We start from the raw sequence: 25,555 nt of genomic DNA, 5'->3' as shown, positions 1-25,555 counted from the left end.
TAGCGCGCAAGCAATCACATGCGACGATTTGGTCGAACCAGCGCAACATATTGTTTAAAAACGATTTTTTCCCTCTATCAGGGTGCGTAGCTGCGCCTTGACTAGGGCATGTGGCGAAACTATGTTGCGCCCGACTTCAATGGGGTCCTCGACATCTCCGATGATTGCTCTGGGTTAGGCCGATGGCACAGAAAGATGCGCCACAAATGCCAGGCCGTGACAAGGGTTCGGTGGATGAGAAGCACCCCACTGACGGCGGTGATCTGGAAGGCAGACGCAGATCGCTGGATGCGGCATTGGCTGCACGAAGCGAGAATTCGGCGAAAGGTCGGAAGGATCGTGGGTCGGGCGGTGGTGCCGGATTCGCGCAAGCCCTCAAGCTGTCGAGCGAGTTTATCGCCGGCATCCTTGTGGGCGCGGGGATCGGCTATCTCATTGACCGTTTTGTCGGCACGTCGCCATGGGGCTTGGTTATTTTCCTGCTTCTGGGTTTCGCGGCCGGTGTCTTGAATGTATTGCGGTCCGCCGGGATGGTGGCGGAGCCGAAATCTGCAATGGGGTCTGGCGACAAGCCGGATAAGACCGAATAACAGCTGCGCTCCGCGCACCAACCGAGGGGTTTTCGGTGGCAAACGATCCGATCAGCCAGTTCCAGATCAGCAAGATCATTCCAATCGAGAATGTCGGCGGCCTGGACCTTTCGTTCACCAATTCGTCGTTGTTTATGGTGGCGACGGTGGCCGTGACCTCACTGTTTCTTTACCTGACGACGGCCAATCGCGGGCTGGTGCCCGGACGGCTGCAGTCCCTGTCGGAAATGTCGTACGAGTTCGTGGCCTCAATGCTGCGGGACGCAGCGGGAACGCAGGGCATGCGGTTTTTTCCGCTTGTGTTTTCGTTGTTCATGTTCGTTCTCATTGCCAACCTCATCGGGATGTTCCCCTACTTTTTCACCGTAACGTCCTCGATCATCGTCACGTTCGCGCTGGCGATTCTGGTGATTGGCACGGTGGTGTTTTACGGCTTCATGAAGCATGGCTTGAAATTCCTGGGCCTTTTCGTGCCGGAAGGTGTGCCGGGCATTCTCGTCCCGCTCGTTGTCGCAATCGAAGTGATATCCTTCCTTTCACGTCCGATCAGCCTGTCGGTCCGTCTTTTCGCCAACATGCTCGCCGGTCACATCACCTTGAAGGTCTTCGCCGGTTTCGTCGTTTCTCTCTCGACCTTCGGCGTTCTGGGCATTGGCGGCGCAATCCTGCCGCTACTGATGGCGGTCGCGCTAACCGGTCTGGAATTCCTTGTGGCCTTTCTTCAGGCCTACGTTTTTGCAGTGCTCACCTGCATGTATCTCAACGATGCATTGCACCCGAGCCACTGACCCCCAAACCGGCGGCACGCCGCCAAAGAAACCGCAATTTCATTCAAAGGAGCTAATCATGGAAGCGGAAGCAGCAAAGTACATCGGCGCAGGGATTGCCTGCCTCGGCATGGGTGGAGCCGGTATCGGTCTCGGAACCATTTTCGGGAACTACCTCTCTGGTGCGCTGCGCAACCCGTCTGCCGCTGACGGTCAGTTCGGCCGCCTCATCTTCGGCTTCGCCGTGACGGAAGCACTTGGCATCTTTTCGCTGCTCGTAGCGCTTCTGCTGCTCTTTGCAGTTTAATTGCATCGTGCCGATAGGGTCCGGCTGGGTGTATGGCCGGACCGCTCCATGGAACAGCGTGGCCAAGCCGCGCTACTTGCCGTCTAAGGGACGTCCATGTTTGTAACGGAAGCACTGGCCGCTAGTGTGGAAACGGCGGCAAATGGCGCGGAGGGCGGGGCGTTTCCGCCGTTTGATTCGTCAACTTTCGCGTCGCAACTGTTCTGGCTCGCGCTGACATTCGGGTTTCTCTATTGGTTTATGTCCAAGGTGATTGTTCCGCGTATCGGCGGGATCTTGGAAACCCGTCAGGACCGGATCGCCCAAGACATCGATCGGGCACACGAGCTCAAGTCCGACGCTGATGAGGCGATCGCGGCTTATGAACAGGAACTCGCCCAAGCGAAGGCAACCGCTGGCGAGATCGGCAACAAGGCTCGCGATGCCGCGAAGAGCGCCGCGGAGGCCGAACGCCAGAAGATCGAGGCCGACCTCGCCGGCAAGCTTGCGGAAGCGGAAACGCGCATCGCCGCGGTCCGCGACAAGGCAATGGCCGACGTCGGTTCGGTGGCCGCAGAGACCACCGAACTGATTGTCAAGAAATTGATCGGCGAAACGGTGACCAGGACCGAAATCGACAGCGCGCTAAAGACGGCTGGCAACTGAGGGAACGACCTATGTTCGACGCAACATTCTGGACGCTTGTCGCATTGGTCATCTTCCTTGGCATCGTCGTCTACATGAAGGTGCCGGGAATGATCACCAAGGCGCTTGACGACCGCGCCGACAAGATCCGCAATGAACTCGAAGAAGCGCGTAGGCTTCGTGAGGAAGCCCAAGCTCTTCTGGCCGAATACCAGAAGAAACGGCAGGAAGCGGAAGAGGAGGCTGGCGATATCGTCGATGCGGCCAAACGCGAAGCCGATGCGATCACGGCGGAGGCGCGTGCCAAAACCGAGGAATACGTCGCCCGGCGCACTGCTCTGGCCGAACAGAAGATTGCGCAGGCGGAGGTTGAGGCGATGGACGAAGTTCGTGAATCCGCCGTCGAACTGGCGATAACCGCGGCGACGAAAATCCTTGGCGACAAGGTTACCGGAAAGACGGAAGCCGAACTGTTCGAGAAATCCCTTGCCGATGTGAAGTCCCGGATGAATTGAACCGGCGAGCAACAGAAAATGATAGACCGGGCTCTGTGGAGCCCGGTTCTTTTATGGCCGGCTCTTGAGCGGGCTGAAGGTGAAGCGATGAACGCGCAGGACGCCTCCTCGCGCGGCAATAGCATCCCGGTGCGCTTGCGATCCGTAGCCCATATGTTTCTCGAGACCGTAAGCAGAGTGCTGCCGACCGAGACACATCATCATGCGGTCACGCGTAACCTTTGCAACAACGGACGCCGCTGCGATTGAGAGCGACCGCCCGTCACCCTTGATAACGGCCCTCGGAGCAACCCGAAGTCGAATGCCGTTGGGGATGTCGCGGCCGTCAAAAAGCGCCGTGTCCGGCGCGAATGCGAGTCCGGCGAGCGCGTCGGTCATTGCGCGAAGGGACGCCTTGCGTATGTCGCAGGCATCGATCGCCCGGGCGCAGACACTGGCGACCGAGACCGCTCGTGCCCTGCTGACGATCACCTCGAACATCATCGCTCGCGCTCGCGCTGTCAGCTTCTTCGAATCGTTCAACCCGTCAATTGCCGCGGATGGATCGAGAATCACTGCTGCAGCGACGACGGGTCCGGCGAGCGGCCCGCGACCAGCTTCGTCCACCCCGGCCACGTGCTCAACGCCGGCCTGCCAGTACTCCTGCTCAATTCGAAAGTCGGGCTGGAGGGGCTGCTCGAGTTCGGAAAAAAGAAGATGGGAACCGGAAGTTGTGAGCGTAGCTGTCATAGTGCGGTATGACATACCACGCTTTTCCAGCGTGCACTTCCGGTTCCCACAGAAAGACCCTGTTATGCTCAAGCAATTTGGCGGGGACGGCCGTGGCTTGACGCTATTTTTCAGGGTCTTCTCGACGGGTGGGTCGGGGGGGGGGGAGGGGACAGACGACCCGCCCGTCAAGTTGGAATTTCCTATTCGCCCTAAAGCAGGCTGAGTTGCTCGCTTTCTGGCTTCGGTTCAACAAACAGGTCGGTCCGCAATTGCAGCCGGCGTCTGTTCAGACCCAGCCGCTTGCTGGCAATTTCAAACCTTCGAGCGATCTGCCATGCATACGGGCCGGTACCGCGCATCCGCTTGCCCCATTCGGAGTCGTAGTCCTTGCCGCCGCGCATAGACCGGATCAGCGACAGAACGTGGCGGTAGCGTTCGGGATAATGGCGCAGGAGCCATTCCTTGAAGACCGGCGCCACCTCGAGCGGCAGGCGCAGCAACACATAACCGGCCTCGCGTGCGCCCATGCCATGAACGGCATCGAGAATCTTCTCAATTTCGTGGTCGTTCAGGCCGGGGATGACCGGCGCCACCATGGCTGATGCCGGAATGCCGGCGTCGGACAGGATGCGAATGGCCTCCAGCCGTTTCGAAGGAGTCGAGGCGCGGGGTTCCATCGTTCGCGCCAGGCCCCGGTCCATCGTGGTGACCGAAAGGGCAACCTTGGTGAGACCCTTATCCGCCATTCTGGAAAGAATGTCGGCATCCCTGGTCACCAGATACGACTTTGTGACGATGCCGACTGGATGGTTATGACGTTCCAGAACCTCCAGGATCGAGCGCATCAGCTTCCATTCGCGTTCGATCGGTTGATATGGATCGGTATTGGTGCCAATCGCAATGGTACGCACCTGGTATCCGGGCCGGGTGATCTCCTTTTCGAGAAGTCTGGCCGCATCGGGCTTCGCAAACAACTTGGACTCGAAATCCAACCCGGCCGACAATCCCATATAGGCGTGCGTCGGTCTGGCAAAGCAATAAACGCATCCATGCTCACATCCCCTGTAGGGGTTAATCGACCTGTCGAAGGAGATATCCGGCGATGTGTTGCGCGTGATGATCTTGCGCGCCTGCTCCGTCTGCACTTCTGTCTTGAAGGGCGGCAAATCCTCCAAACTGTTCCAGCCGTCATCGAAGACGGTGCGCACCAATGGCTCGAAACGTCCGGATGGATTGATGACACTCGCCCTCCCGCGTGCCCGGTGGCTCTGATCGCGAAAACCCGCACGGGCAATAAGTGTGTTGGCACGTTCCGCCCCGCCATCGGCCGGGCTGTCGAATGCGGTCGTGTCAGCTCTTGATATGACGTCCATCCCGGGCTCCCTGAAAGCGCTGGAATCAATGGCTTGATGACTTTATTCCTATTCGAGGCAACGGAACAATACAAGAACAAAGTTGAAAGACGTTTTGACATTTCCCGCCGCTTTGCTAATCATGCAGCGTTTTCCGGGACCGAAATGATTTCCCTATTGTTCTTCACGCAGGACGACGCGCCGGCGCTTGCGCGCTCGCTGTTGCCACTTGTCCACGAGGCGGTAGAGGGGAACGTTTCCGAAGTGATCGTCAGTGACGGTGGCTCGGGCCACGAGACAGCGGACGTCGCCGATGCAGCCGGGTGTGCCGCATTATTCGTGACGGCGATGGTGCGCTGCGCACGGCAGTCGAGGCGGCCCGCAGCGATTGGCTGATTGTTCTCGAACCGGGCGCGCGGCTTCGTGCAGGCTGGGCGGAGGCAGTGATCGATCACGTCGCGAAGCCGGACGCCGGCGCCGCCTGTTTTCGCCCGCCGGTTTCCGGGCATCTTTTTCACCGGTGGCTGGCGCGGCTGATCACCAGACGGCGGGCACTGGCGCGCGGCCTCGTCATCTCCAGACATCACGCGCTGGCGAAGTGCGGGCCTGGTCGTCAATCGGGTGAGGATCTTGCCCGCGGCATTCCAGTGCGGCATCTTGCAGCGTGGATCGAACCACCTGTCGCCTGAAGATCAGGCAGATTTGCCGCCGCTGCGTTTCAGGTGTTCGTCGAGACGGGGCATGATCTCCACGAAATTGCAGGGCATGTGCCTGTAGTCGAGCTGCTGGTGCAATATCCCGTCCCAGGCATCCTTGCAGGCGCCGGGCGAGCCGGGAAGCACGAACACGAATGTCTGGTTGATCAGTCCGGCCGTCGCGCGCGACTGGATCGTCGACGTTCCGATCTTATCGTAGGAGAGCTGGTGGAAAATCGAGGAGAAGCCGTCCATGCGCTTCTCGAACAGCGGTTCGAGCGCGTCGGGTGTTACATCGCGACCGGTGAAACCCGTTCCACCGGTGGTAATGATCACCTCTATGTCCGAACGCTTCGCCCAGTCGGTGACCGCCGCCGCGATCCTCTCGCGATCATCGGTAACGACGGCCCTGTCGGCGAGTACATGGCCGGCTTCCGCAATGCGAGCGGCGAGCGTTCCCCCGGACTTGTCGTCTTCGACCGAGCGCGTGTCCGAGACGGTAAGGACAGCGATATGGACGGGGATGAATGGGCGGCTCTTGTCGATGCGGCTCATGGGTTTTCCTTTTGGGGCGAGGCGGCGGTGGTGGCTGCGGTAATCCACCAATCGGGATGGACGCGCAACAGGCGGTGCGCGGCGAGGTCGGCTTCGGCCCTGTTCTTGAAGATACCGAAACACGTGGCGCCCGAACCCGTCATGCGGGTCAGAAGCGGTTCCGTCGCCTCGATGGCATCGATCACATCCGTAATTTTGGGGGTAAGATCGTTCGCTGGCGTTTGCAGATCGTTTCGCGTGTTTGCCTGAAGCCACGCGATCCACTCTGGCGTATCGGTCGAGGACGGCATATGTTTCAGCGAGAGCGGTGCATTGGTTCGAGTTTTCAGCGCCTTGAAGACGGTCGGCGTGGAACTGTGAACGCCCGGATTGACAAGCACCATGGCGAATGCGGGCAATAGGGCGAGCGGTTTCACACGCTCGCCGATCCCGGTGGCGATCAGCGGTCGCCCAAGAAGGCACATCGGGACATCGGCACCAAGCGTTACCGAGGCCTCATTGAGGTTCGCGGAAAGATCGTCACCTGTCCACAACTGCGCCAGCGCTTTCAGGGTGGCCGCCGCGTCGGCAGAGCCGCCTCCCATGCCGGAGCCAGTGGGAAGATGCTTTTCAAGAACGATCGATACCGGTGTTGAGGCTCGGCCTACGCTCTCAAGCTCGTGCCTGAGCAGGTCCCGCGCGCCGATAACGAGATTTTCCGCCGGGTCTTCGTACGCTAGGGCCGAAGCCCTCGGGCCCACAATTTCGAAAGAGTCGCGGAGCGAGGAAGTGACGGAAACGCGGTCTCCGATATCGGCAAACACAACCAGCGTCTCTATCAGGTGATAGCCATCGTCCCGTTGACCGGTCACATGCAGGGCCAGATTGACCTTCGCGGGCGCGAAGAAGACCGTGCTCATCGAGCGATTGGACGCAGCCCGCAGCCTCAGCCACCGTTCTTGGTGTTTGGTGATGCGGCGGTTTTGCCCGGTTCTCCGGCATCTGCTTGGCTTACCGCCACCTGTGGCGTCATTCCGGTCGCATTGCTTGCGGCAAGCTTTGCCTCGATCTTCGCGGCGTCGTCGCGCTCGATCTCCATGTCGAGCGCCCGTGCCCACTGGTATGTCGCCTCGAGCTTGCGTCCGACTCGCCAGTATGCGTCGCCGAGATGGTCGTTAATTATGGCGTCGCGCGGCCGCAGGTCGGTCGATTTTTCGAGTTCGACAACCGCTTCTTCGAAACGGCCGAGGCGATAATAGGCCCAGCCGAGCGAATCGACGATGTAGCCGTCACGCGGACGCATCTCTACAGCCTTGCGGATCATCTCGAGGCCTTCCTCAAGGTTCATGTTCATGTCGATCCACGAATAACCCAGATAGTTGAGAACATCTGGCTGGTTCGGTGACAATTCCAGCGCGTGCTTGAACGCCGCTTCCGCCTTCTCCCACTGATTGGTGCGCTCGTATGCTATCCCGAGACGGTAGAAGAGCGGCCAGAACGTCGCATCATTCGTGTCGATGTTCTTGACCGCCTGCTCATATAATTCGGCCGCTTCGGCAAACTCCTTAAGCGCGGCGTGGACGCCTCCGAGCGCCAGATAACCCCGATATTCGGTGGGGTCCTCCTTCACGGCCGCAGCAAGAGTTTCCTTCGCTTCGTCGTTCCGTTCCATATCCGAGAGGTTCAGACCCTTCTGCAAATGCGCGAGCCGCCCATAGAACGATTGTTTGGGAACGTTGTCGTAATATGCGATTGCTCGCTCCGGATTGCCGAGCCGTTCCGCGATCCCGCCGAGTTCAAAATTCACTGCCGCGTTGTTGGGAACGAGCGCGCGCGCCATCTCCAGATAAAGCGCCGCGAAGCTCTCCGCGCCATCCCGGTTGATGGCGGTACCGAGGTTGAACAGTATCTCCGCGGTTCCGGCTGCAGGGTCCGCAATACGCAGGGCCTGCGCACCGATCTTTTCCGAGTCTTTGAGAAGACCCAGAAGAGCCGGATTTTGAGGCGCGATACCGAGCCCGCGATCGATGGTGGCTAACGCATCTTCCGTCTTTCCGTCGCGTGCAAGAAATCCTGCATAGGCTTCAGCCATGCGCAGGTAAGTTTGGGGCGACGCGCTGCCGCCCGCCGTATTGTTCATGCCGTATTCGAAGCGCTTGGCGGCTTCCGATTTTCTGCCCGCAGCATTGGCGATCAATGCGCCGTGATAGGCCTTGAACAGCTCATACCAGTCTTTGCCTTCGAGTTCATCGACTGAACGCAAGGCATGGTCGACTTCGCCCGCCCCGAACTGCGCCCAACTGCGCATGATCCCTGTCAGCAAACGTTCGAGTTCGTTCTCGACCGAGAGGATCAGCATGCTGTCGGCTTGCAGGTAGCGGCGCTCCTGAATGGCGCGAATACCGAGCGCGACACGCGAAACCCGCTCGATTTCCGCAACAGTCTTCAGTTTCTCCGCGAACGGCAGCGCCTCCTCGAAGTGGCCGCTGGTGATCAGAGCGATCAGGAGCTCCTCCTGGATCTCCAGATTGCCCGGATCGAATCGAAGCGCGTCACGGTAATATTTCACGGCGGCATCGAAATCGTTGTCGGTTCGTGCGGTCGCCGCCGCAAGATAGGCTCCCGACAGAGATTGCGCCGATGAAAGGTCATTAGCCGGCGCGCGTTCGGCGGCTGCCGGATGCGAAAGCGCCGTAATGGCCAGAAGGATGACTGGATAGACGAGACGTTTCATAGGGTTACCTATCGGGAGTAGATACCGCGCGGGCGAAGGGCCAGATCACCGGTTGAGCATGGCCTTTTTATGATAGCCGCGCAATGTATGGCCAAGGGTTAGCTTACCCTCGAGACGCAGTACTCTACCACATCCAGTAGAGCTTCCTTTTGCGGGGATGGCCTGAGGGGCGCGAGCGCATCGCGAGCAATCTCGCCGAAATGTCGCGCCCGCTGGATCGTGTCGGTGAGCGCAGCGTATCTGAGCATCAGGCCGCGTGCTTTTTCCAGTTCGGAGTCCGAGTTCTCGCCCTTTTCAATACTCGCACGCCAAAAGCCCCGTTCCTCGTCGGTGCCGCGCCGGAAAGCCAGCACCACCGGCAGGGTGATCTTGCCCTCGCGGAAATCGTCGCCGGTATTCTTGCCCAAGTCCTTGGCGTTCCCGCCATAGTCAAGCGCGTCGTCAACCAACTGGAAGGCTAGGCCCAGATTGAGGCCGTAGGACCGAAGCGCCCCCCGATCCGCCTTTCCTGCACCCGCAATGATCGGACCGACCTCCGCTGCCGCCGAAAACAGCGCTGCGGTCTTCGCCTTGATCACAGAAAGATATTCGTCTTCGGTTGTCTCCATGTTCTTGGCGGCGGCGAGCTGCATGACCTCGCCCTCTGCGATGACAGAAGATGCCTGCGAGAGGACATCGAGCGCTTCCAGGGATCCGACTTCGACCATCATCTTGAAAGCCTGGCCGAGAAGGTAATCGCCAACCAGCACACTTGCCTGGTTGCCCCAGATCATCCGGGCGGTGGGTTTGCTTCTCCGCAAATCGCTTTCATCCACGACGTCGTCGTGCAGGAGCGTCGCCGTGTGCATGAATTCCACACTCGTTGCGAGCTTTACATGTCCTTCGCCGTGGTAACCGAACATCTCGGCCGAGGCGATGGTGATCATCGGGCGCAGGCGCTTACCGCCGGATGAAATGAGATGATTGGCGACCTCCGGAATCATCTGGACGTCCGATCCGGCTTTCGACAGGATCAGTTCGTTCACGCGTTCCATTCCGCTTGCGGTAAGGGCCACGAGGCTCTCGACGCCACCCGACCCGGGTTTCTTCTTTTCTTCGAGGGGAATCACCACGCCCAAGACCACTACTCCCGATTGACCGACGCACATTAAAAACTCCGCCCAGAGCGGGCAAGCGCCGAAATGGGGCGGGATCGTCACACCCGTTTAACACATCGTCTACGGACAGGCTTGTGGCGCGCCCGGCCGCACCCTATCACTTCGGTATGGAAGAGCTTCTTCGCACAAATAATCCGGTGACACTGTCATTTGTGGAATCCTTGATGCGCGAGGCTGGGATCGGTGTACTCGTTGCCGACCAGAACATGAGCATTGTGGAAGGCTCTCTCGGGGTCATTCCGCGACGCATACTTGTGGAGTCGGATCGTCTCGATCAGGCGCGCCGGATTGTTCGTGATGCGGGTATGGAAAACGAACTGCGGGAGTGAGCGTGAAGAGCCTCGTACTCGCCGACGGATTGGGCGAGACAACCATCGACGCGTTTCACCGCGGCCGTTTCTATCTTGTTCAGCTGGCCGACGGGGCGCATCGCGCCGGAATCGATTCCGCTCTTCTGGCAGCGACGGTGCCAGAGGAATTCAGCGGAACGGTCGCGGATCTGGGTGCGGGCGCCGGAGCCGGGGCGTTTTCGGTTCTCGACCGGTGTCCGGGGGCGCGCGCGATTTTGTACGAGCGCGCGATTCCGATGGTCAAGTGCGCCCGCGCATCGCTCACTCTTCCCGAAAACGAGCACATCGCGTTTCGTGCCACCGTAACCGAGGCCGATGTCGCGCTGGACGGGAGGGCGCGCGAGATAGCCGGCTTCCCACGTGATCATTTCGATTGGGTTATCGCCAATCCGCCTTTTAATGATCCCCGCGACCGCGCCACGCCCAAGGCGGGAAAGGCGCAGGCCCATGTCATGGATGACAAGCTTTTCGAACGGTGGACGAAGACCGCGTGCGCGATTTCGCGTCCTGGCGCGGGTTTTTCGATTATCGCCCGTCCACAATCCCTCCCGGAGGTCTGTGTCGCGATGGCAGGCCGATATGGCGCGATCACCGTATTTCCGATCCTTCCGAGGCCCCCAAAGCCGGCAATCAGGATCGTGGTTTCGGCGATCAAGGGAAGCCGGCGGCAGATGCAGGTTGCTCCGCCCCTGATCCTCCACGAAGAGGGGCGCGGGACATCGTTCACCGCTCGTGCCGACGCGATCACCAACGGCCGTGCGACACTCACGCTTTAGCGGATTTCTCCCGCTGGATTTCCCGCCACCCGATGTCTTTGCGATAGAAGCCGTCGGGCCAGTCGATTTCGCGGATCGCTTCATAGGCGCGTTCGACGGCGTCAGTTACGGTTCTTCCGGTGGCGGTAACGTTCAAAACCCGCCCCCCGTTCGCGACGAGATCCTCACCGCGCCATGCCGTGCCGGCGTGGTAGATCGTTACAGCGCCGATGTTCCCGGCCCGCTCAATATTGCGGATCACCGATCCCTTTTCCGGTGAAATCGGATAGCCCGGCGCACACATCACGACCGTTGCGGCGGCCTGGTCGTGCCAACGCGCGCTCATCTGGTCGAGGAGGCCGTCGATGGCGGCTTTCATGAGCAGCAGCAGGTCATCCTTCAGTCGCGGCATGATGACCTGGCATTCCGGGTCGCCGAAGCGAACATTGTATTCGATCAGTTTCGGGCCGTCGTCGGTCAGCATCAAACCGGCATAGAGGATCCCCGTGAATGGGGTTCCGGCCTCCGCCATTCCACGCATGGTCGGCTCGATGATCCGCTTCATCACATCGGAGGCCAGCTGGTCGGTTAGGATGGAGGCCGGCGAATATGCCCCCATGCCGCCGGTATTCGGCCCCGTGTCGCCGTCTCCGACCCGTTTATGGTCCTGCGCCGACGTCAGGGGCAGAGCGGTCTCTCCGTCGCAGATGCAGAAGAAGCTCGCTTCTTCGCCGATGAGGCATTCCTCGATTACCACTTCTGCGCCCGCCGCGCCGTGGGCGCCCTCGAAACAGTCGTCAATGGCGTTCATCGCCTGGTCGAGCGTTGTGGCCACGGTAACCCCCTTGCCGGCCGCGAGTCCGTCGGCCTTGATCACAACGGGCGCGCCGTGCTGGCGGATGTGTTTCTTTGCCTTCGGCGCGTTGCTGAAAACCGCATATCGGGCTGTCGGTATGTCCATCCGGTCACAAAGTTCCTTCGTGAACCGTTTCGAGCCCTCCAGTTGCGCCGCCGCCGCGGACGGACCGAAGACCGGGATGTTCGCTGCGTTGAGCGTGTCGGTGAGGCCATCGACCAGTGGCGCCTCCGGGCCGACCACGACGAGATTGATCGCGTTGATCCTGCAGAAGTCGATGATCGCCTTGTGGTCGGTCACTTTCATGACGACGCATTCGCCGAGTTCGGCCATGCCGGGGTTGCCAGGTGCGCAGTAGAGAGTTTCGAGGATGGGCGAAGAGGCGAGCTTGTCTGCCAGCGCGTGTTCACGGCCACCCGATCCGATCAACAACACTTTCATGATCTGTCCCGAAGCTTCATTGATCCCGCCCCGGCGGTATGCGTTCGGCCGCAAGCGGTCAAGCACTTGACCTTTTCCCGGCGCCTTGTCACCAGTTTGTGCCATGCCCGACACTATTCAATCTCGCGAGCATCAGGGCCGCGTCGCCGACGCGCCGTCGGGCCATTGGGTCTACAGCGCCCTGCCACGGCGGCACTGGCCATACGCACAATTGGCACGGTGGGACCGTCCGATAGGATGGTGGCTTTTGTTGTGGCCGTGCTGGTGGTCGGCGGCACTGGCCGGACTTGCCGCGTATGGCTCTGCGCGCGCAGCCTTCGCGCCCTTTCCGCATCCGGGTCATCTGGCGCTGTTCATGATTGGCGCTATCGCTATGCGTGGTGCCGGCTGCACCTACAACGATCTCGTGGACCAGAACATCGACGGCCAAGTGGCGCGCACGCGCTCGCGTCCGTTGCCTTCGGGGCAGGTGTCGCGCCGCCAAGCGAAACTGTTTCTTACCGCCCAGGCTCTCGTAGGTCTTCTTGTGCTGGTTCAGTTCAACCTGTTCACGATCGGGTTTGGCATTCTTTCACTTGCGGTGGTGGCGATCTATCCGTTCATGAAGCGCGTCACCGACTGGCCTCAACTCACTCTTGGGCTCGCGTTTTCCTGGGGGGCTTGGATGGGATGGGCGGCAATATTTGGCGAAGTCGGACTTGCGCCGGCACTGCTTTATGCGGGTGCGATCCTGTGGACGATAGGATACGACACAATCTACGCCCATCAGGACAAGGACGATGACGCACTGGTCGGCGTTCGCTCTACGGCCCGTCTCTTCGGTGCCAGGACGAAGCCTTGGCTCGTCGCGCTCTACGCAGGTTGCCTGTCGCTAGTTGCGGCGGCCTTCATCGCTGCGGGTGTTCCGGTCCTCGCCTATCTCGGACTGCTCGCTGCGGCTGTCCATATGGGACGTCAGATCCGCATCCTCAATATCGACGACGCGGAGCAGTGCTTGCGGCTGTTCAAGTCGAACACCGGTGTCGGCTGGCTGATTTTTCTGGGATTGCTTGTGGGCGCTTTTGCCGAAATCGTCTAGCCGCGCGCGATGATCTCGACCCCGTCGAGGACCATCCGGACACCGAGCGTTCCCATTCGCCGCCTTGCTAGGAAGCGCGGACGCCGCTCTGCAAAGAGCGCGTGGTGCCGTCGCGGGTGGCTCTTGTCCTTGATCACCCTGCGGGCGCTTTCGTCGAGCGTGCGGGTGACGCCGTCCTCGTCGACGAGCAACATTGGCAAGCCAAGCAGATCGGACCAGATCTGCCAGTCTTTGGCGATCGCTTCCAGATGATGGCCGACAAAGAGTGGAACGCACAGTTCCGGATCGGAATGCATGAGCTCCAGTGTGACCAGCACATTGTCCGGACCGACATATATCGCCCGAACCGCGACACCGTCAAAAACGTGAACGGGCAGGGCGATGTTGAGGGGTAGCCCAGACGCCGCGAGCTTGCGCTTCAGAACGCAGCCGTTCTGCTGCACCGTGATGTGCACGTCGCCGTCATTGCCACGAGTCGCGTAGACCAGTTTTTGCGGTAACCTGGCCGGGTCCAGCCGAAATTCGTGACCCGCCCAGACCGGTTGTGCACCAGAAGCCATGTTAGACGCCTCATCCTGTTCATCCCTGAGAGCCACGGGCGTTTCCCACCTCTAAGCCTCTGTTCCCTGTCCCAGCCATTTTAAGGCATTTTCGCCGGCTTTGCGTTCACGATAGCGTCCGCGTGCTGATTGCTGACTAAGAAACAGCGTTAAGAAAACGCTGCTTTTTTAAATGGTTAGCAAATTCACACCGGTGGAATGCAAATGCCGGATATCGTCCCGGAACAGATCAGTCCGAGAGGATAACCTTGCCGGGATTCATGATGCCGACGGGGTCCAGCGCACGCTTAATGCGGCGCATCAGTTCAAGTGCGACCGGCGATTTGGTTGCAGCCAGCTCGTCACGCTTCATCTGGCCGACGCCGTGCTCCGCCGAAATCGAACCGCCGAACCGGCGTGCCAGATCGTGGATCGCCGGCGTGATCCGATCGGCCAGGGACAAAAACGTCTGCTTGCCGGCGCCAGCCGGCTGAGAGATGTTGTAGTGCAGATTGCCGTCTCCGAGATGGCCAAATGCGACGATGCGCGCCTCCGGGGTAATCGCCAGGACCGCTTTTTCCGCGTCAGCCATGAACGCCGGAATGCGATCGACGGGAACCGAGATGTCGTGCTTGATCGATCCGCCTTCCGGAATCTGGCTCTCCGACATACCTTCCCGGAGGCGCCAGAAATCGTTGCGTTGTTGGCCGCTATCGGCAATCGCGGCGTCCTCGACCGTACCGGTCTGGAGACCGTCGCCGAGCACGGTCTCGAGGAGCGTGCGTGCATCCGCTTCCGAGCGTCCGGACGATATTTCCAGCAACACATACCAGGGGTGGGGGTGCGCAAGCGGGTCGCGGGCACCCGCGATATGAAGAGTGGTGAATTCGACCCCAATGCGCGGCATAAGTTCGAACGCTGATAGCGTTGGTCCTGCGGCTTGCCGGGCCCTGCGGAAGAGCTCATGCGCCTTCTCGGGCGATGAGGTGCCCGCCACGGCAGTTGCAACGCCGGCAGGTTTCGGGAAGAGCTTCAGAACCGCTGCGGTTATGACGCCGAGCGTTCCCTCCGCCCCGATGAAGAGATTGCGCAGGTTGTAGCCGGTATTGTCCTTCTTCAGACGGTTCAGATCGTCGAGAATCTCGCCGGTCGGCAGCACCACTTCCAGCCCGAGACAGAGGTCGCGGGCAACGCCGTATGTCAGCGCACCGGTGCCCCCCGCATTGCTCGAGAGATTGCCACCAATTTGGGATGTGCCTTGCGCGGCCAGAGACAGCGGAAATAGCCGATCATGCCGATCAACCGTCTCCCGGATCGTCTGCAGGACGACGCCGGCCTCGACCGTGATCGTGTCTCCGGCGGTGTCGAGGTCGCGGATGCGGTTGAGGCGGGATGTGGACAGGACGATCGCCCGGCCGCTCGAATCCGGGATCTGCCCGCCGACGAGCCCGGTATTGCCGCCCTGTGGAACCACCGGGGTTCCGGTTTCCGACGCAAGCTTCAGGATCTGCGAGACTTCCGCGGTCGTGCCGGGCCGGACGACGGCCATCGTCTTGCCGGTCCAGCGCCCGCGCCGCTCCTTGAGGTAGGGCGCCGTGTCCGCATCATCGACGAGCACGTTTGCGCTCCCGCATATGGCAATCAGACGTTGGAGCAGCGCCTCGCGGTTCACCGGATATCCCTCGGAGCTGCGGCGCGCCGCAACCTGTCGTTGATCGCTTCGCCGAGACCCTCATCCGGAATGGGTTCGACGGCGATGGTGCGCGCTCCGCAGGTATCCAGACGGCGCAGGAAATCAAAGAGATTGGCGGCCGCCTCGATCGTGTCCCCGTTTTCGGAGAGGACGAGCACCTTTTTCGCCCTTTCCGCCCCCTTAGCTCGCTCCGGCCCGAAACCGAGCAGGGCTTCTCCCTCCTCTACGGTTTTCGCGTTCAGCCGTACCTTCGCTAGCGGCGCGTAATGCGACTGCATCATGCCGGGCGCTTCGATCTTCGCATTCCCGCCGCTTCTGGATACCGGGAACCCGGCGACCTTCTCGATATCGGCAACGGGGACGCCACCCGGTCGCAAGAGGTCGATACGGCTATCGTTGACCTTGACGATTGTCGATTCGACGCCGACGCGCGCCGGCCCGCCATCGACGATCAGCGAAATCCTGCTGTCAAGGCTCTCCGCCACCGCTTCGGCGGTCGTAGCGCTGATGCGGCCGGACGCATTGGCGCTCGGCGCGGCGAGGGGCCGTCCTGCGGCCGCGATCAACTCCGCGCCGAATCCCTGCGGTGCGCGGACTGCGACGGTGTCCAGCCCGGCCGTAACAAGCGGGTGAATATGGTGATGCGCTTTCAATGGCAGAACCAGCGTCAATGCGCCGGGCCAGAATGCGTCTGCCAATGCCCGCGACAAGGGATCGAAAACCGCGAACTCCTCTGCCATCGCAATATCGGTCACGTGACAAATCAGGGGATTGAACGAGGGCCGGTTCTTGGCCGCGAAAATGCGCGCGACAGCCTCGCCATTGCTGGCGTCCGCAGCGAGGCCGTAAACCGTCTCCGTGGGGATCGCGACTGTCTGACCTCCAAGGATATGAGCCACTGCGGAGGCAAGCGCGGCTTCGCCCGCCGGAAGCGTGCGCGTGGATTTTCCGTCAAGGGCCTGTTCCATCGGCACGACTGCTACACGGCCCCGCGACCGTGTGCAACGGAGCCGCCGGTGACCGTTAAAATTTGAACGAAATCCAAAACGCGGTTTCAAATCACGTCTGTTACCGTGGGGTCAGATCAAGAACGAACGGGGATGGTTTCATGACACGTCTCGGAACACTTTCACTGGCGTCCTGCGCCGCGGTCCTCGCCGCGGCTGGCTCGGCTTCATCAGACTACGCGATCATCGAGGATTCGGCGTTTCCGTCGATCGTCTTCATTGAATTCGATCCTGACACTCTGCCCAAGGTGGTCAGTGTCCCGGGTGGCGCGTCGACCCTTCCCTTGATCGAGGGCGGGTATCCGTCCGACGCCGATCTTGTGCCAGCTCCGACTCAATCCGGCTCGATCGACGTTGAAGTCGACGTAAGGGACGAACCCGCTCCGGTGCTTTCGCTGGACGAGCGCGCCCAGCAGCGGGTGGAGGAACTGGTCAACTCGGATCCGGTCGAACTCGAGAACCAGATCATCGACCGCGAAATCGAGGATCGCCTCCTCGACGGCATCGATCTGCGCTGATCGAACACAACGAGCCAACAGACTCGACGCCCGCGTTACATGCGCGGGCGTATTCGTTTATCCGGCGATCTTCGAGAAATCCGCCAGCTTCCGCGTCGTTTCGCGAAGGGAAGCCAGTAATCGAAGCCGGTTCGTCCGTATGGCGGCATCGTCCGCATTGACCATCACGCCATCGAAGAAGGCGTCGACGGCGGGACGCAATTCGGCCAGTGCGGCAAAAGCGGGCTCGTATTCTTCCCGGGCAATATGCTCGTCTACGTGATGAGCGACCGAGTCGAGGACGTTGGCGAGTTCCTTTTCCGCCGGATCGTCAAGAAGCGACCGCTCCACCGGCCCGTCGAACGCGCCCTCGCCATCCTTCTTTTCCTCTGCCGCCAGAATGTTCAGCGCACGCCTGGTCCCCGCCATGAGGTTCGTCCCGGCATCCGTGTCGAGCATTGCGCCGAACGCTTCGACGCGCCGCACGATGACCAGAAGGTCGTCGTCGCTTGGCGACAACACCGCATCGATGAGGTCGTGTCGTGCTCCGGAATCGCGGAGATACACCTTCAGGCGGTCGTGGAAGAAGGCGATGAGGTCCGCGTACTTGTGATTGCGGATTTCGGCGCTTAAGTGATCAAAGGCCGCTGAGGCGCTTGGCAATTTTTCCATAAGGTCGAGTGCCAAATGAATAGCGTGTTTAGTTGGCATTCCCTCATTTGAAAGATTGGTGATATTTCCCACCTGACGTTGTTGAAGTCTATTGGCGCCCTCAACAACGACTGACCTAAAATGCGGCCAAACTATATTTCCGAGTGGCAGGCGCACGGAGTTCTCCAGAATGATCCGGATCACGCCGAGCGCGGCTCTTCGTAGCGCGTACGGATCTTTCGAGCCGGTCGGTTTCTCGTCGATCGCCCAGAACCCCACAAGCGTGTCGAGCTTGTCGGCCAGCGCCACGGCGATCGCGACCGGTTCAGTGGGCACCCGATCAGACGGCCCGATTGGCTTGTAGTGATCCTCGATAGCGGTCGCGATGCGGTCATCCTCGCCCTGCAGCGACGCGTAAGTGCGTCCTATCGTACCCTGGACTTCGGGGAACTCTCCGACGATCTCCGTCGTCAGGTCGGCCTTTGCCAACACCGCCGCCCGCCGCGCCAGATGCGCGTCCGCACCGACCTTGGGAGCCAGTTCGTCCGCCAGTCTGGCGATCCTTTCCACGCGCTCGCCCTGCGTGCCAAGCTTGGCATGGAAGGTCACGCCGAGATGATCGAGCTTTGCCATGCGCTGATCAAGCGGCTTGGCGAGATCCAGATCGAATTTCGCCGCCGAGGCTTTGAGTTCGCCGAGATCGGGCAGATTGGCCTGATCGGTGTTCCAGAAATGCAGCGCATCGGCCAGCCGCGCGCCCACGACCTTGCCATTGCCGGCAATGATCTCCTTGCCGCCGTCGAACGCCTCGATATTGGCTGCGAGCACGAACTTGTTGGTCAGAGCCCCGGTGTTGGGATCGCGGCAAACGAAACATTTCTGATTGGTCTTGATTGTCAGGCGGATCACGTCGTCCGGAATGACGAGATAGTCCGTCTGGAACTCGCCCATCAAGATGACAGGCCATTCGACAAGCCCGGACACTTCTTCCAAAAGGGCGTCGTCCTCAACCAGTTCGACACCATGCGCGAACGCCAGGTTGCGCGCGTCGGTGAGGATCATGTCCTTGCGGCGCTCGCCATCGAGGACGACATGCGCCTTTTCCAGCTTGGCCACATAGTCATCGAACCGGCGGACGGTGATCGGGTCGGGCGCGTGAAAACGATGGCCTTGCGTCAGGTTACCGGCCTCGATGCCATCGACCGAAAAGACGATGACCCGCGGCTCCTCGGTCTCAGGTCCGAAGGTGCAGAGAATGGACTGTAGAGGGCGAACCCAGCGCAGCGAACCCGGATTGGCGGACGCCTTGCCCCAGCGCATCGATTTCGGCCACGGGAACGACCGGATGATGCCCGGCATGGCCTCGGCAATGATATCTTCGGCGGCGCGCCCCTCGCGTTTGACGACGGCAACGTAGAAATCGCCCTTCTTCGGGTCGGTTCGCACTTCGGCCTCGTTAACGGAGGAAAGCCCGGCCGACCGCAAGAAGCCTTCAATCGCCTTTTCCGGCGCATCGGTCCGCGGTCCTTTGCGCTCGTCGCTCAGGTCTGCCGAACGGGCCGTGACGCCCCGTACGTCCAGCGTAAGACGGCGGGGTGTCCAGTATTCGCGCGCGCCCTCATAGGTAAGCCCGCCCTCGACGAGCGCGTTGGTAACCGCCTTGCGCAGATCACCTGCGGCCCTCCGCTGCATGCGCGCGGGAATTTCTTCGCTGAGGAGTTCGAGCAGGAGGTCGGGCATGGATGGGGTCCGGTCGGTCGGATGGGATCAGTCTTCGTGCCGGGCGAATAGCAAGCCCTTGCGCCACTGTCATCCCTTGGCACGCTTCCGGCTACCAGCCGCCACCGCCACCGCCACCGCCGCCGCCGCCGGAAAATCCCCCGCCGCCCGAAAAACCGGACGATGACGATTTCGGTGCGGGCATGGACGCGGTGAAACTGTCCGCCATCGAACCGGCCAGTCCGCCCATCGTGTCGCCGACCCGGCCGATGTCGAAACCGCGGTCTCCGCCGTACCAATTCGGGCCGTGATAGGCCACGGCCGACGCCGCACCCGCCGCGACCGCAGCCGCGAGCCAGGCCTGGAACGCTTTCGACCAAGGTTTTTCGACGCCGAGTGCGACGGCATATGGAAGCAGCCGTTCGTAGTGCTGCGGCGACATCTCCGGCGCGCCGGCCATGTTCATCCGATCCTTCTCGGCAACCGTCAGATAACGTTTCAGTCCCTCGATCTCGTCGGTGCGCTTCCGCCCGATCTTTGTCGGCGCGCCGAGCAGGAAGAAGAAGAGCACGTTCAACATCACCAGCGTCACCATTGCGCCGATTTGCAGTGGTTCTTCGATGAGATCGAAGATGCCGGCCGCCGTCAGCATTCCCGAATTCACGATCGTAACGCCGATAGCGAACAGGACGAACGCGAGCTGCAGTTTTCCGGCAAATCCGCTTCTAGCCCGTTTCGCCGTGTTGACCATAATGACGGTAATGATGATGCCGCCAATGACCGCGGGAACCACAAGTCCGATCATCGCGTCGCTCAGTCCGCCGAAGGCGAGGGTGGCAACGATGGTGCCGATCGAAAGAACGACGCCGACAGCGATCCAGAGAACGTTGAACCGGTAGAAGACGGCGCGATGCTCCCCCTCGATGGCGTTTCTGAAGCGCGATGCGAGGCTTTGGACCTTTTCGCCGTTCGCCTTGTCGACTGTCAGTGTGCCGCCGTGAAAGGCGATCCGGCTCATCAACGCGGCTTCACCGACGGGGAGCGGCTTGTCCGTCACGGGCTTTGAGGTCTGGCGGATCGTCAGCGTGTCGCCGATGTCTTCAAGAAGGAGATACCCCTTGACCGCCAGATTGATCGCGGCGGCCGAGATGGCCGGAAAACCGCCGCGCTTCAGGCCCTTGTTCCAGATATAGTGGGTGAGGGCGGGCGAAACGCCCTCCGGAAGGTCCCATCGCGGAACGACGACGCCCCGTGACGGATCGCGGCCAACACGCAGCCACGCCCAGAGATAGTAGAACGCCACGATGCAGACTCCGCCAACCGATATCAAGGTTGCCAGGTTGTCCCGCACATACCAGGAAAGCTGCTGCTGACTGGAGGGCGGCGTGATAACGCCCTTGTCCAGCTTGACACCGACCGTCATCCCCTCGCGCGGGCCGAGTGGTCTGGTCGTTTCGAAAAGGACGGCATTGCCGCCATCGATCAGCGTCGCGCGGGCGTCTGCGCCGCGAGCACCATAACCGCCGGTATAGGCCACCGTTTCCAGGGCCACCGCACCGTCCGGCAGTTCGATCTCCGCAACGGCTTTCAGAATCGGAAAGGCCCATTCGGTGCCGGTCGCGTTCCAGAAGACTTCGTCGTAATCCTCGAAAAACCGGATCTGGCGGTCGGTGCGGTACGTGATCTCGTAGGTATGGACCCCCGGCGAAAGGAAGACCTCCTCCTGGCCGAGATAGACGCGCACGAAGCGGTTCCCCTCAACGACGCGGCTCGCTTCGGTGCGGCCATCACGCTTCGCTGAAATCAGATCAAACCTGACCCGTGCACTGTTCCCGGATGGATCTTCGAACGTCATCGGAAAATCGCGATAAATACCGCGTTTGATGTCGAAGCCCTCGGCGTTCACGCGAATTGTCTCGGTGACCAGAAGATCACCGTTCGGCTGGACGGTCACATCACTGCGAAATAGAAGGATTTCCTCGGCGGCGAACGTCGCCGCGCCCGAGATCAGCAGAAGCAAAAGTGCCGCGAGACTGCGAACGGAAAAAGGCATTCTTGCGCTAGGCGAATTTGACGTTGGGAACCGCCCGGTCTGCGGGGTCGTCGAGCTCGAAATATTCCGCCTTGCCGAAGCCGAACTGGTTCGCGATCAGGTTGGAGGGGAAGCTCTCGACCTTCACATTCAGTTCGCGCGCGGAACCGTTGTAATAGCGTCGCGACATCTGGATTTCGCTTTCGAGGGTCTCCAGCGTTTGCTGCAGGTCGAGGAAATTCTCGTTCGCCTTGAGGTCCGGATAGGCCTCGGCGACAGCGAACAAGCGTCCGAGGGCCTGGCTCAGCATACCTTCTGCCGCGGCCCGCCCTGAGACGTCGCCCGCCGGCACGTTCTGCGCCCGTGTGCGCATCTCGGTCACTTTTTGCAGCGTCTCGCTCTCATGGGAGGCGTATCCCTTAACCGTCTCGACGAGGTTGGGGATCAGGTCGGCCCGGCGTTTCAGCTGCACGTCTATGCCGCTCCACGCCTCCTGAACCATCTGGCGCATGCGAACCAGGGCGTTGTAGGTGACGATAACGTAGATCGCCACGGCCGCGACGATCGCAAGAATGATCAGACTGCTGTCGAACATGCAAAGCCTCCGGGTAAGCGCGCGCGGACGTTACCGAAGGGCCCTTTGCTTGTCACGCGGGTTCGGCTGGCGTCATCCATCCCATCGCGGCGCCACCCGGGGCCTGCAAGATTGCAATTCGCCCGACGCCGGGAACGTCGAACGGCTCGCGCAGGACGGTGGCACCGGCTTCCTTCGCGGTTATGAGGCGGGCATCCACATCATCGACCGAGAAATAGGTCATCCAGTGTTCCGGCACGTCCTTGAACTGCGGGTCGGTCATGGTGAACATGCCGCCCGCCATCTCGTCGCCCGACATGCAGAGGTGGTACTGCGTTCCGTCGGGCATCGGCATCGCATCGAACGTCCACCCCAGCGTGTGGCCATAGAACGATTTCGCCTTCCCCGCATCATGGGTTTGGAGCTCGGTCCAGTGGACCATTCCGTGTGGCGTCATATTTTCCTCCCTTCAAATAGGGGGGTGATGATAGCGCAGCGCGATGAGATTGACATTGCAACTGTTTGGAAAATCGGCACGGGCGTAGGCAATTTCTGCCGCGTGGTCCCAAGGTAAGGACCCTAGACGCTGGCCCCACCGGCCTCGGTCAGCAGGAACGCCTCCCCGCATTGGCGCGAAAGATTGCGCACGCGCAGGATATAGCTCTGCCGCTCGGTGACGGAGATCACGCCGCGCGCGTCGAGCAGATTGAAGACGTGGCTTGCCTTGATGCACTGATCGTAGGCGGGCAGTACGGATCTGTGGAGGTCGCCGCTCTCGCCCGGTGCGCCGGCCGCGAGCAGCGCCTCGCACTCGGCTTCGGCGTCCTGGAAATGCTGCAGAAGCATCGCGGTGTTGGCATATTCGAAGTTGTATCGCGAATATTCCTGCTCGGCCTGCAGGAAGACGTCGCCATAGGTGATCCTGTCGGCGCTGTCCCGGCCGTTGAAATTGAGGTCGTAGACGTTGTCGACGCCCTGTACATACATCGCCAGGCGCTCGAGGCCATAGGTCAGTTCGCCGGAGACCGGAGCGCATTCGATGCCGCAGACCTGCTGGAAATAGGTGAACTGCGACACTTCCATGCCGTCGCACCAGCACTCCCAGCCCAATCCCCATGCGCCGAGGGTCGGGCTTTCCCAGTCGTCTTCCACGAAGCGGATGTCGTGCAGCAGCGGGTCGATGCCGATCGCGCGGATCGAGCCGAGATAGAGCTCTTGAAGGTCGGGCGGCGACGGCTTCAGGATTACCTGGAACTGGTAGTAGTGCTGCAGCCGGTTCGGGTTCTCGCCGTATCGTCCGTCCGTCGGGCGGCGCGACGGCTGGACATAGGCGGCCTTCCACGGCTTCGGGCCGAGCGATCGCAGCGTTGTCGCGGGATGGAACGTGCCTGCCCCGACCTCCATGTCATAGGGCTGCAGCACGACGCAACCCTGCGCCGCCCAGTAGTTCTGAAGCGTGAGAATCAAGCCCTGAAACGAGCGGGTCGGATCGATCGTGGTATGCGCGGTCATGTGTTTGGTCCGGAACTGACGGCTGCTCCCGTCGCATGAGCGGTTTGCCGGGTCAAGCTTGGCTCCCGAAAGGGCGTTCGAACGGGTTGTGCGCGATCGCACAGCGGGCCGGTGGTCCCTCATCCATGATGCAGGCAGATTTCCGGTCGCTCGGATGACAGAAACGAGGCAGTCCGGCGGCCGGAAGTTCGAGGCAAACGAAACAGACAACCAATGGAGATGAACTCATGGAAAACGTTCTCGCTTCCCGGAAGGTGTTTATCGCTCTTGTTCTCGCGCCGGCCATCGGCCTGACCGGACTGGTTTCCACCCCTGAAACCGCTTTTGCTCAGCAGGCAGGGGGCAACAATGGTGGTAACAATGGTGGCGGTCGCGGCGGGGCCGAACGGTCGGAGGCCTCAAGCGGGGCGCTCGAAGTGCTGAGAAGGGACGACGACCGGCGCATCGCGCGGCTGTGTATCGCAGCGCCGTGCTTCCCGACCCCTAGACCCAAGCGCCGGACGCCGGTGGAATCCGTGAGCATCGCACCGGATTGTACTTGCGAACTCCGCACCGTCAGATCCGGCGGGCAGTTCATCCAGATCAAGGATTGCTACAAGGTCGTCGGCAACCAGGTTCAATACTGCGAGCCCCTCGCGCAGTAATCGATGTCGATCCTCAACAAAGTAAGGCCGGGTTTCGACCCGGCCTTTCTTATTCGTCGGATTTCATGACCCGGTACTCGCCGGTCTCCTTGTCCTCGACGAGCGTGCCGGCAGCTCCGGTCTGATCCTCCTTCTCGGCGCGCCGTACCCGCGCCGAGACGCGTTCCGCCTCCTTCAGGAAGGCGCGATAGCCCCAGACGCCCACCGCGGTGACTGCGGCAAAAAATAGAAGTTGCGGCACGATTTCCTCCGCTCGCTGTATCCGCAGGTTACCACCGATATCTTGTCGATCTAGAGACCGAAGCGTCCCCAGAGGGCGCGTTCCTCGATTGCCGCCAACAACCCGTCCGTGGCTGCGTGAGCCAATGCTGCCGGATCGAGATTTGCGGAAACCACGTTCACGCCCGCTGCCGATTTCCGTCCGAAGATGTTTCGCTGTGGAGTGATGGCGCGTAACTCGGCCTTCTCGCCGAATCGCTGTTTCACGAAGGCGCGGATATCGCCGACGTGGTCCACCAAGCCGAGTTCCCTGGCTTTCTCGCCGGCCCAAAACGCTCCGGTAAACAGTTCCGGATTGTCCTTCAGGCGATCGCCCCGGCGATCGTTGACGAGGTCGATGAAGATCTGATGGATCTCGAGCTGGATCGACTTAAGCCGCTCGACATCCTCCTTCTTCTCCGGCTGGAACGGGTCCAGAACGGACTTGTTCTTGCCGGCGGTGTAAACGCGGCGCTCGACACCCAGCTTGTCGATCGCTTCGACGAAACCGAAGCCCGCGGAGATCACTCCGATCGAGCCGATAATCGAGGATGGATCGGCGACTATCTCGTCTCCCGCCACTGCGATCATGTATCCGCCAGACGCTGCGACATCCTCCGTGAACATCAGCACCGGCTTGCCTTTTTCGTCGGCAAGACTTCGGATGCGCTGGTGGATCAGCCGCGACTGCACGGGCGAACCACCGGGCGAATTGACGATGAAAGCGACCGCGGGGGCGTCCTTGTCAGCGAAGGCTTTCTCGATCAGCGGCGCACATGTCGCAAGCGACAGTGGCTGCGAGAACCGCGTTCCCCCGCTCATGATCGGTCCCTGAAGACGTACGACAGGAATGAACGGACCGTCTTTTCGCATCCGCTTGGGAAGCAGTCGGTTCAATTTCATGCGGGCGGCGTCCTTTGATCGTTGAGGTCACGCCGTTATGTATGTGCGCGATCCGCCGGC

28 protein-coding genes are annotated in these 25,555 nt (G+C 60.9%); 11 read left to right on the top strand and 17 right to left on the bottom strand.

Annotation, left to right across the window (positions count from 1 at the left end; genetic code table 11):
• The first annotated feature begins 182 nt into the window (after nucleotides 1-182).
• The 5 genes from LC298_RS14970 (at nucleotide 183) to LC298_RS14950 (ending at nucleotide 2,803) form a co-directional block, all read left to right on the top strand.
• Nucleotides 183-590, top strand: a complete 408-nt coding sequence (locus tag LC298_RS14970; RefSeq protein ID WP_131569644.1) for an AtpZ/AtpI family protein — start codon at nucleotides 183-185, stop codon at nucleotides 588-590.
• Between the two features lie 35 nt (nucleotides 591-625).
• Complete coding sequence (locus LC298_RS14965) at nucleotides 626-1,378, top strand: F0F1 ATP synthase subunit A (RefSeq protein WP_131569646.1); 753 nt, start codon at nucleotides 626-628, stop codon at nucleotides 1,376-1,378.
• 58 nt (nucleotides 1,379-1,436) lie between these two features.
• Nucleotides 1,437-1,664, top strand: coding sequence for a F0F1 ATP synthase subunit C (locus LC298_RS14960; protein WP_131569648.1), 228 nt, complete (start codon nucleotides 1,437-1,439; stop codon nucleotides 1,662-1,664).
• A 96-nt stretch (nucleotides 1,665-1,760) separates the two neighbouring features.
• Nucleotides 1,761-2,309, top strand: a complete 549-nt coding sequence (locus tag LC298_RS14955; RefSeq protein WP_131569650.1) for a F0F1 ATP synthase subunit B — start codon at nucleotides 1,761-1,763, stop codon at nucleotides 2,307-2,309.
• A gap of 11 nt (nucleotides 2,310-2,320) precedes the next feature.
• Entirely contained in the window at nucleotides 2,321-2,803 is a 483-nt protein-coding gene (locus LC298_RS14950; protein ID WP_131569652.1) for a F0F1 ATP synthase subunit B, read from the top strand.
• A 51-nt stretch (nucleotides 2,804-2,854) separates the two neighbouring features.
• Here LC298_RS14950 and rnhB read toward each other — a convergent pair whose 3' ends face one another.
• Nucleotides 2,855-3,547 (bottom strand): ribonuclease HII, encoded by a 693-nt coding sequence (gene rnhB / locus LC298_RS14945; protein WP_223385690.1) that lies wholly within the window; start codon nucleotides 3,545-3,547, stop codon nucleotides 2,855-2,857.
• 176 nt (nucleotides 3,548-3,723) lie between these two features.
• Nucleotides 3,724-4,887 carry a PA0069 family radical SAM protein gene (locus LC298_RS14940; RefSeq protein WP_131569654.1) on the bottom strand — a complete coding sequence of 388 codons (1,164 nt, stop codon included), beginning with the start codon at nucleotides 4,885-4,887 and terminating at the stop codon, nucleotides 3,724-3,726.
• Between the two features lie 302 nt (nucleotides 4,888-5,189).
• Between LC298_RS14940 and LC298_RS14935 the strand changes: the two genes are divergently transcribed.
• Nucleotides 5,190-5,555: a glycosyltransferase family protein gene (locus LC298_RS14935; RefSeq protein ID WP_131569656.1), complete on the top strand. Its 366-nt coding sequence runs from the start codon at nucleotides 5,190-5,192 to the stop codon at nucleotides 5,553-5,555.
• A 3-nt stretch (nucleotides 5,556-5,558) separates the two neighbouring features.
• Here the strand turns inward: LC298_RS14935 and moaB are convergent, their stop codons facing one another.
• From moaB to LC298_RS14915, 4 genes are all read right to left on the bottom strand, one after another.
• On the bottom strand, nucleotides 5,559-6,116 hold the full coding sequence (gene moaB / locus LC298_RS14930; RefSeq protein ID WP_131569658.1) for a molybdenum cofactor biosynthesis protein B: 558 nt from the start codon (nucleotides 6,114-6,116) through the stop codon (nucleotides 5,559-5,561).
• On the bottom strand, nucleotides 6,113-7,015 hold the full coding sequence (locus LC298_RS14925) for a 4-(cytidine 5'-diphospho)-2-C-methyl-D-erythritol kinase (RefSeq protein WP_131569660.1): 903 nt from the start codon (nucleotides 7,013-7,015) through the stop codon (nucleotides 6,113-6,115). Before LC298_RS14925 ends, moaB begins: the two co-directional genes overlap by 4 nt.
• 26 nt (nucleotides 7,016-7,041) lie before the next feature.
• A complete protein-coding gene (locus LC298_RS14920; protein WP_131569662.1) occupies nucleotides 7,042-8,829 on the bottom strand; it encodes a tetratricopeptide repeat protein in 1,788 nt (595 codons plus the stop codon).
• Nucleotides 8,830-8,927: 98 nt separating this feature from the next.
• Nucleotides 8,928-9,947: a polyprenyl synthetase family protein gene (locus LC298_RS14915; protein ID WP_131569871.1), complete on the bottom strand. Its 1,020-nt coding sequence runs from the start codon at nucleotides 9,945-9,947 to the stop codon at nucleotides 8,928-8,930.
• 203 nt (nucleotides 9,948-10,150) lie between these two features.
• Between LC298_RS14915 and LC298_RS14910 the strand changes: the two genes are divergently transcribed.
• Together LC298_RS14910 and LC298_RS14905 are read left to right on the top strand one after the other, a co-directional pair.
• Nucleotides 10,151-10,315 carry a putative signal transducing protein gene (locus LC298_RS14910; protein ID WP_428977559.1) on the top strand — a complete coding sequence of 55 codons (165 nt, stop codon included), beginning with the start codon at nucleotides 10,151-10,153 and terminating at the stop codon, nucleotides 10,313-10,315.
• 2 nt (nucleotides 10,316-10,317) lie between these two features.
• Entirely contained in the window at nucleotides 10,318-11,112 is a 795-nt protein-coding gene (locus LC298_RS14905) for a tRNA1(Val) (adenine(37)-N6)-methyltransferase (protein ID WP_223385689.1), read from the top strand.
• Here LC298_RS14905 and purD read toward each other — a convergent pair.
• A complete protein-coding gene (gene purD / locus LC298_RS14900; RefSeq protein ID WP_131569664.1) occupies nucleotides 11,102-12,388 on the bottom strand; it encodes a phosphoribosylamine--glycine ligase in 1,287 nt (428 codons plus the stop codon). The genes LC298_RS14905 and purD overlap by 11 nt on opposite strands.
• A gap of 103 nt (nucleotides 12,389-12,491) precedes the next feature.
• Here purD and ubiA point away from each other — a divergent pair, with 103 nt between their 5' ends.
• Entirely contained in the window at nucleotides 12,492-13,466 is a 975-nt protein-coding gene (ubiA, locus tag LC298_RS14895; protein WP_131569666.1) for a 4-hydroxybenzoate octaprenyltransferase, read from the top strand.
• Here ubiA and LC298_RS14890 read toward each other — a convergent pair.
• The 3 genes from LC298_RS14890 to LC298_RS14880 form a co-directional block, all read right to left on the bottom strand.
• Nucleotides 13,463-14,026: a DUF6101 family protein gene (locus tag LC298_RS14890; RefSeq protein ID WP_131569668.1), complete on the bottom strand. Its 564-nt coding sequence runs from the start codon at nucleotides 14,024-14,026 to the stop codon at nucleotides 13,463-13,465. The two genes, ubiA and LC298_RS14890, sit on opposite strands and share 4 nt — an antisense overlap.
• Nucleotides 14,027-14,255: 229 nt before the next feature.
• Nucleotides 14,256-15,677: an FAD-binding oxidoreductase gene (locus LC298_RS14885; protein ID WP_131569670.1), complete on the bottom strand. Its 1,422-nt coding sequence runs from the start codon at nucleotides 15,675-15,677 to the stop codon at nucleotides 14,256-14,258.
• Nucleotides 15,674-16,666 (bottom strand): L-threonylcarbamoyladenylate synthase, encoded by a 993-nt coding sequence (locus LC298_RS14880; protein ID WP_131569672.1) that lies wholly within the window; start codon nucleotides 16,664-16,666, stop codon nucleotides 15,674-15,676. Before LC298_RS14880 ends, LC298_RS14885 begins: the two co-directional genes overlap by 4 nt.
• A gap of 140 nt (nucleotides 16,667-16,806) precedes the next feature.
• Here LC298_RS14880 and LC298_RS14875 point away from each other — a divergent pair, with 140 nt between their 5' ends.
• Entirely contained in the window at nucleotides 16,807-17,223 is a 417-nt protein-coding gene (locus tag LC298_RS14875) for a hypothetical protein (RefSeq protein ID WP_131569674.1), read from the top strand.
• 57 nt (nucleotides 17,224-17,280) lie between these two features.
• Here LC298_RS14875 and glyS read toward each other — a convergent pair whose 3' ends face one another.
• From glyS to LC298_RS14850, 5 genes are all read right to left on the bottom strand, one after another.
• Entirely contained in the window at nucleotides 17,281-19,593 is a 2,313-nt protein-coding gene (gene glyS, locus LC298_RS14870; RefSeq protein WP_131569676.1) for a glycine--tRNA ligase subunit beta, read from the bottom strand.
• Nucleotides 19,594-19,684: 91 nt separating this feature from the next.
• Nucleotides 19,685-21,625, bottom strand: a complete 1,941-nt coding sequence (locus tag LC298_RS14865) for a DUF2207 domain-containing protein (RefSeq protein ID WP_131569678.1) — start codon at nucleotides 21,623-21,625, stop codon at nucleotides 19,685-19,687.
• Nucleotides 21,626-21,632: 7 nt separating this feature from the next.
• Nucleotides 21,633-22,199 carry a LemA family protein gene (locus LC298_RS14860; RefSeq protein ID WP_131569680.1) on the bottom strand — a complete coding sequence of 189 codons (567 nt, stop codon included), beginning with the start codon at nucleotides 22,197-22,199 and terminating at the stop codon, nucleotides 21,633-21,635.
• Between the two features lie 52 nt (nucleotides 22,200-22,251).
• Nucleotides 22,252-22,635: a VOC family protein gene (locus LC298_RS14855; RefSeq protein WP_131569682.1), complete on the bottom strand. Its 384-nt coding sequence runs from the start codon at nucleotides 22,633-22,635 to the stop codon at nucleotides 22,252-22,254.
• Between the two features lie 122 nt (nucleotides 22,636-22,757).
• Nucleotides 22,758-23,690 (bottom strand): glycine--tRNA ligase subunit alpha, encoded by a 933-nt coding sequence (locus LC298_RS14850; RefSeq protein WP_131569684.1) that lies wholly within the window; start codon nucleotides 23,688-23,690, stop codon nucleotides 22,758-22,760.
• Between the two features lie 227 nt (nucleotides 23,691-23,917).
• On the opposite strand from LC298_RS14850, the gene LC298_RS14845 reads away from it, so the two are divergent.
• Complete coding sequence (locus LC298_RS14845; protein WP_131569686.1) at nucleotides 23,918-24,334, top strand: hypothetical protein; 417 nt, start codon at nucleotides 23,918-23,920, stop codon at nucleotides 24,332-24,334.
• Between the two features lie 49 nt (nucleotides 24,335-24,383).
• Here LC298_RS14845 and LC298_RS14840 read toward each other — a convergent pair whose 3' ends face one another.
• Both LC298_RS14840 and LC298_RS14835 read right to left on the bottom strand, forming a co-directional pair.
• Complete coding sequence (locus tag LC298_RS14840; RefSeq protein WP_131569688.1) at nucleotides 24,384-24,575, bottom strand: NfeD family protein; 192 nt, start codon at nucleotides 24,573-24,575, stop codon at nucleotides 24,384-24,386.
• 50 nt (nucleotides 24,576-24,625) lie between these two features.
• Nucleotides 24,626-25,495, bottom strand: a complete 870-nt coding sequence (locus LC298_RS14835) for a S49 family peptidase (protein ID WP_131569690.1) — start codon at nucleotides 25,493-25,495, stop codon at nucleotides 24,626-24,628.
• Between the last annotated feature and the right edge of the window lie 60 nt (nucleotides 25,496-25,555).

The sequence above is a fragment of the Oricola cellulosilytica genome (genome assembly GCF_019966575.1).
Lineage (GTDB): Bacteria > Pseudomonadota > Alphaproteobacteria > Rhizobiales > Rhizobiaceae > Oricola > Oricola cellulosilytica.
This window is presented reverse-complemented; position numbering and strand designations above follow the sequence as displayed.

Bases quoted from the DNA above. Each gene is read 5' to 3' on its own strand.
- LC298_RS14880 (WP_131569672.1), bottom strand. From the start codon at position 16,666: ATGGAACAGGCCCTTGACGGAAAATCCACGCGCACGCTTCCGGCGGGC.
- LC298_RS14845 (WP_131569686.1), top strand. From the start codon at position 23,918: ATGGAAAACGTTCTCGCTTCCCGGAAGGTGTTTATCGCTCTTGTTCTC.
- LC298_RS14890 (WP_131569668.1), bottom strand. From the start codon at position 14,026: ATGGCTTCTGGTGCACAACCGGTCTGGGCGGGTCACGAATTTCGGCTG.
- LC298_RS14940 (WP_131569654.1), bottom strand. From the start codon at position 4,887: ATGGACGTCATATCAAGAGCTGACACGACCGCATTCGACAGCCCGGCC.
- LC298_RS14970 (WP_131569644.1), top strand. From the start codon at position 183: ATGGCACAGAAAGATGCGCCACAAATGCCAGGCCGTGACAAGGGTTCG.
- LC298_RS14855 (WP_131569682.1), bottom strand. From the start codon at position 22,635: ATGACGCCACACGGAATGGTCCACTGGACCGAGCTCCAAACCCATGAT.
- LC298_RS14920 (WP_131569662.1), bottom strand. From the start codon at position 8,829: ATGAAACGTCTCGTCTATCCAGTCATCCTTCTGGCCATTACGGCGCTT.
- LC298_RS14875 (WP_131569674.1), top strand. From the start codon at position 16,807: ATGACACGTCTCGGAACACTTTCACTGGCGTCCTGCGCCGCGGTCCTC.
- LC298_RS14910 (WP_428977559.1), top strand. From the start codon at position 10,151: ATGCGCGAGGCTGGGATCGGTGTACTCGTTGCCGACCAGAACATGAGC.
- purD (WP_131569664.1), bottom strand. From the start codon at position 12,388: ATGAAAGTGTTGTTGATCGGATCGGGTGGCCGTGAACACGCGCTGGCA.
- LC298_RS14955 (WP_131569650.1), top strand. From the start codon at position 1,761: ATGTTTGTAACGGAAGCACTGGCCGCTAGTGTGGAAACGGCGGCAAAT.
- LC298_RS14835 (WP_131569690.1), bottom strand. From the start codon at position 25,495: ATGAAATTGAACCGACTGCTTCCCAAGCGGATGCGAAAAGACGGTCCG.
- LC298_RS14925 (WP_131569660.1), bottom strand. From the start codon at position 7,015: ATGAGCACGGTCTTCTTCGCGCCCGCGAAGGTCAATCTGGCCCTGCAT.
- LC298_RS14860 (WP_131569680.1), bottom strand. From the start codon at position 22,199: ATGTTCGACAGCAGTCTGATCATTCTTGCGATCGTCGCGGCCGTGGCG.
- LC298_RS14850 (WP_131569684.1), bottom strand. From the start codon at position 23,690: ATGACCGCGCATACCACGATCGATCCGACCCGCTCGTTTCAGGGCTTG.
- glyS (WP_131569676.1), bottom strand. From the start codon at position 19,593: ATGCCCGACCTCCTGCTCGAACTCCTCAGCGAAGAAATTCCCGCGCGC.
- rnhB (WP_223385690.1), bottom strand. From the start codon at position 3,547: ATGTCATACCGCACTATGACAGCTACGCTCACAACTTCCGGTTCCCAT.
- LC298_RS14950 (WP_131569652.1), top strand. From the start codon at position 2,321: ATGTTCGACGCAACATTCTGGACGCTTGTCGCATTGGTCATCTTCCTT.
- ubiA (WP_131569666.1), top strand. From the start codon at position 12,492: ATGCCCGACACTATTCAATCTCGCGAGCATCAGGGCCGCGTCGCCGAC.
- LC298_RS14865 (WP_131569678.1), bottom strand. From the start codon at position 21,625: ATGCCTTTTTCCGTTCGCAGTCTCGCGGCACTTTTGCTTCTGCTGATC.
- moaB (WP_131569658.1), bottom strand. From the start codon at position 6,116: ATGAGCCGCATCGACAAGAGCCGCCCATTCATCCCCGTCCATATCGCT.
- LC298_RS14960 (WP_131569648.1), top strand. From the start codon at position 1,437: ATGGAAGCGGAAGCAGCAAAGTACATCGGCGCAGGGATTGCCTGCCTC.